The organism is uncultured Rothia sp. (assembly GCF_937976295.1).
Classification (GTDB): Bacteria; Actinomycetota; Actinomycetes; order Actinomycetales; family Micrococcaceae; genus Rothia.
On sequence record NZ_CALJRY010000119.1, the window covers coordinates 1 to 3,662 of the forward strand.

Below are 3,662 nucleotides of genomic sequence, written 5' to 3' on the forward strand. Positions count from 1 at the left end.
CCTGGCGCAGTTCCAGGCTCATGGTGCCCGAACCGCGGGTGCGCATGAGCTCCGCTAGGCCGTGGAGAGCGCGCTCCTTGGGCAGAACGGGCAGGGTTGCCGCACCCTCAACGGGCTCGCTCAGGATGATGGATTCGGCAACCAGTTCAGCCTCGTCTTCGCTGAGCTTCTGCTCGGTTTCCTTCAACTCATCAGCGGGCAGGCCAGCGGACTCTTCACGAGCAGCAGACTCGTGCTTCTCTGCTTCCTTCTTGTCGATGCCCTCTGCGGTCAGCGCGACGCTCTGGGAGGTGCCCTTCGCGGTCTTCTCCTCAGCCTTTTCAGTCTTTACGGCAGAGGCAACGGCAGCTGCAGCAGCCACAGTGGCGGCAGTAGCGGCGAGTGCAGGAGCTGCCGAGGAGTTCTTGGCGGGCTCGTCTTCCTCAGAATCAGCACCTTCCGCCGCGAAGTCCGAAACCTTGGTAGCAGGTTCTTCTACTGCGGTTTCTTCGGCTGCGGTTTCTTCCACGGTGCTTTCTTCAACAGCGGAGGCATCGAAAATCAGCTCTGCGGTGTTCTCCTCTTCAGCGTCGAAGTCCTCAGCCTCGAGCGATTCAGAGACGGATACTTCGCGCTTCTCCTCAACGGATACAGCGGAGAGTAGCTCGGTCTCGTCCGAGACCGCGTTTTCTTCCTCAGTAAGTTCAGATGCCAGCAGCTCGGGTGCCTCGACGACAGCCTCAATCGGCTCTTCCTCAACAGCGGCAACAGGCTCTGCAGCTTCTTCTGCGCCCGCGGTAAGGTCAACGGTCTCTTCAGTTTCGAAGTCTTCAGCAGCCTCAACATTTTCGAGTGTTTCAGTAGCAGCCTCGGCAACCTCGGTAGCTTCAGCGGAGTCTGCCTCCTCAGCAACTACCTCATCAGCAGCTTCAGCGATGACCTCGCCGGAAGCGACCTCGCCGAAGGTTTCCTCTTCGCTGTCGAGGGTAATGCCCAGTCGAGCAGCGTAGGCGGCAGCCAGATCGTCCAGACCGGTGTTCTGCGCCTCGGTGACAGCGGCGCGGGTGCGGGCGGCCTTCATATCTTCAACGGTCAGAGTTTCCTCAGCATCTGCAGATGCATCCTCAGCCTCAGATGCAGAATGAGCGTTCTCAGAATTGTTATCGGTAGCTTCCACAACAGCGTCGACAACCGCAAGGTCTTCGTTACCCTCTGCCCCGTCTGCAGTATCCTCAGCGACCTCAGCATCCTCAGCAGCCGCATCTTCGGCATTCTGGGCACGCAGAGCACGCAGGTGCTCCTCAAACTGGGAGCGTGCTTCCTCTGCAACATCCTTAGGCTCCTCAACATCAGCCGAGGCTTCCTCAGCCTCGACAGATGCGCCCTCGGCTTCGGGCTCTTCCTCATCGCGCAGGAACGCGGGGGTAGCGGGCTTGAGCTCCTCAGCAACCGGAGCGGCATCTTCTTCGACGTCCTGTGCCTCAGCCACCTGTTCAACCTCAACAGGCTCCTCAGATTCCTGTGGGAAAGCACCAAGCGCAGCCAGCAGACTACGACGCTCCTGCTCCTCAGCCTGTTCCTCAGTCAGCTCATCAGCAGCGGAAGATTCTTCAACCTTCTCATCGCCGTGCAAGAGGGCACGCTTGAGATCCTCAACAGCGCGGTGCTCTTCGTTCTGCTCTTCGTCGTTGTTCTGCTGGCGTGCGCTTTCAGACTTCACGAAGCGGCGCAGGGAATCCTCCCACTGCTGCTGTTCCATAATCTTCTGGCTCAGTCGCGCGCTCTTGGGAGCGTCTTCGCTTGCCTGCTCCTCCTGCACCTTAGCAGTTTCGGCGCTCTGTTCTTCGCGCGACTGTTCATCCAACTTCTTCTTGCCGATTCCAAAGAAGCTCATTGGGTGTCCTCCTCCGGCGTGCGCCGTGTGATGATGTGCCAGCTCCTTCATCCCCCGCAGGTGTGTGGGCACGGGGTCGGGAACATGACGCGAATGTCCTCATAATCCTTTTAATTCTATCGCGTGCATAGAGTTTCACCCCGCTACTCGGTGAGAGGTAACGGGGTGAAACTTGTACATTTTTCAAGGCTTGATGCGGCTATAGAGTCGCACTTTCAAGCCTGGCTTATAAGCTTTCGAGAAGCTCTCTAGCGTGCCTCATCGCGGATGGGGTTCGCCGCCTTCGCCGCCTTCGCCAACTCAAAACGGACAGCGCGCAGGGCGGTTGCCGCCATGACGCGAATACCAATGCCGATCGCCTGCTCGCTCGGGGCGTAATCGCCCTGATGCAGATCGTAGGTGGGATCGCCCGGGGCGCGGGTACCCAGACGGAACATAGAGCCGGGAACTTCCTGCAGCATCCACGCGAAGTCTTCGCCGCCCATAGACTGCTCGACCAGCACGATGGAGTCCTCACCCAGCTCGGCGCGGGCCGCGTTCTCCAGCATGGTGGTTTCCAGATCGGTGTTCACGACCGGAGGCACGCCGCGGATATGTTCCACACGCGCCTTCACTCCGAAGGGTACGGCGACCTGCTCAATCACTTCGTCCAGCAGGTTGCCTGCCTGACGCCACACCTCAACGTCCAGGCAACGCATGGTGCCCGCCAGGTAGCCCTCGGCGGGAATAGCGTTGGGGGCAACGCCGGCGCTGACCTGGCCCCAGGCGACCAGCACGCCCGAACGCACGTCGGTACGGCGGGTCAGCACGGCGGGAACCTGCACAGCAATCTGGCTCATCGCGTAGATGAGATCCTCGGTCAGGTGCGGGCGGGACGTGTGGCCGCCGTGACCGCTCAGGTGAATCTTCACGGTGTCGGATGCGCTAGTAATCGCACCGATGCGGGTACCAATCTGCCCCAGGTCCACCTTCGGATCGCAGTGCAGGGCAAAAGCACGCGGAATGTCCTTGAGCAGACCCTGCGAAATCATCTGCACGGCACCACCGGGCAGCTGCTCCTCAGCAGGCTGGAAGAGAATACGGACGCTACGACCCAGCGGGGTCTTCTCGTTCAGCTCGTGCAGCGCCAGCGCCACACCGAGCATGACGGTCTGGTGAATGTCGTGGCCGCAGGCGTGCATCACGCCGGGTACGGTGGAGGCGTAGGGCAGGTCGGTCTGCTCAACAATGGGCAGAGCATCAATATCAGCCCTCAGGGCAATAACCGGCTTGCCAGAACCAACCTCGGCAACTAGGCCAGTTTTCAGACCGGATTCTAAAATCCTAATCTCCAAATCTTCCAAATAGCCTTTTAGAAAAGCCGTCGTTTCAAATTCCTGCCCAGACAGCTCTGGATGCTGATGAAGATAATGCCGCGTTTGCATCAGTTTATCATAAAATTTTTTCATGGCAGACTCCTTTACTCGAATACACCTATCTACCATCCAGTATAGCACAAAGCTGGACGCGGACACAAAAATAGAGAGCAAATAATCAATAATCAGCCCTCTAATTTTGCTATTATGAGATATCGCCTTCGAAAGAAATGACAATGGATTCATAAGAAAAATCACGCTCCAAGACCCAATTGCCATCTGTCTTTACAAATTTCAACTGATAATCTCGTTCTGGGGTTTGGAGCAAAGCACAGGCCGTCAAGCTCATCTCTTTAATAAGTTAATACTATGACTTTTGTACTTTACCATACTTGGCTGCACTGGTAAATACAGCTTGATACTTCTCATTACAG

1 protein-coding gene and 1 pseudogene are annotated in these 3,662 nt (G+C 57.5%); both read right to left on the minus strand.

What is annotated here, in order from left to right:
- Positions 1–1,873, minus strand: a pseudogene (locus Q0216_RS02960) (ornithinee aminotransferase); the annotation flags it as partial.
- A gap of 248 nt (positions 1,874–2,121) precedes the next feature.
- Complete coding sequence (locus Q0216_RS02965) at positions 2,122–3,357, minus strand: amidohydrolase (protein WP_298592802.1); 1,236 nt, start codon at positions 3,355–3,357, stop codon at positions 2,122–2,124.
- Positions 3,358–3,662: the final 305 nt, after the last annotated feature.